The organism is Cupriavidus sp. 01L43, from assembly GCF_056399925.1.
Window position 1 is genome coordinate 1 of the sequence record NZ_JBFTSH010000043.1, and the last position, 1,119, is coordinate 1,119.

Below are 1,119 nucleotides of genomic sequence, written 5' to 3' on the forward strand. Positions count from 1 at the left end.
ATGTAAATCTTCAAAACAATCGTTCCAATAATCAACCATATCTCTTTTAAGTTCAATTTCTACACGCCATAAGTGATCAGACRTAACTTCGACATCTGCGTTATCTTTACGTTCTTGTTTTTTGTTATAAATTCTAATAAATCTATCRCTATCACGAACGCCAAARTATTTTGTTTCTGGTTTCCCGTCACGACCATAAAATACAGTTTTCTTAACTGCTTTATCAGTCATTGCATAATAATTACTTAAATCATCTTCAAAATCAAAAGCTAAATCTATTCTTGTAAAACCGTCATCTTCCATRTAGTTGATRATGTTTTGTTTTAACCAAAGCATTTCTTCATGCGTAAGTTTATTCGGATTAAATTCAACACGCATATTACGTCTATCCCATGTATCTGCTTTTACTTTGTCGTATTCGATATAAACTTTTTCCTGCAGTGCTTTAGCTTTAAATTTCGTTTGTAGTATATCCCAAAGTCGAATTTGTGGTTCGATACTCATAAATGACGATAGCTTTTGAGCGTTGTCACGACTGAGATTTCCAACTATTGTCATAGCGTCAAAACTTAATTTAGGATTTTGTGGGTGCACAGAATGCACTCCTAACCGGCTATTAGAGTATCCGGTTGAGGTGTAATTTGTAACTTCTTGTAATGTGCTTTGCTTTGAATGAATTTCTTGCTCTTTTCTACTCATAAAAAATCGACTCCTTAATTTAATTTAAGAAGTCGCCCACCCGAATATTTATCTTGATGTATATTTAAATATCGTTTAGTATTTAAATATACAAATTCATAAAAAACAACTCATGTTTTCTTTTAGGATTGTCGTTCACAAACTTTGGTCGGTGGGTGAGCGACTTCTTTTTATTTGTTTATTAATATAACACTATCAAAAGGCTTGGTCTAATCAGATCAAGTCTTTTTTAGTACCAAAACTTATTACATAATCAAAAATTAATTTTCTTTAGATAATTTATATTGCTTGTAAGCATAATAAACTATAAATGACTGTACTACTACTTGTGCAAAAGATAATGCTATACGAATGCTTTTCTTAGTTTTCTCACTCATTTTCTTCAACTCCTTTTGTTGCTTTATTCCAATTGCTTTATTG

At 31.1% G+C, this 1,119-nt stretch carries 1 protein-coding gene; it reads right to left on the reverse strand.

The genetic code is table 11. The features are described from left to right. Positions 1–699 (reverse strand): replication initiation factor domain-containing protein (locus tag AC1DP9_RS27670; protein ID WP_477109068.1); only part of this gene is annotated, 699 nt, incomplete at its 3' end. Positions 700–1,119 lie beyond the last annotated feature (420 nt).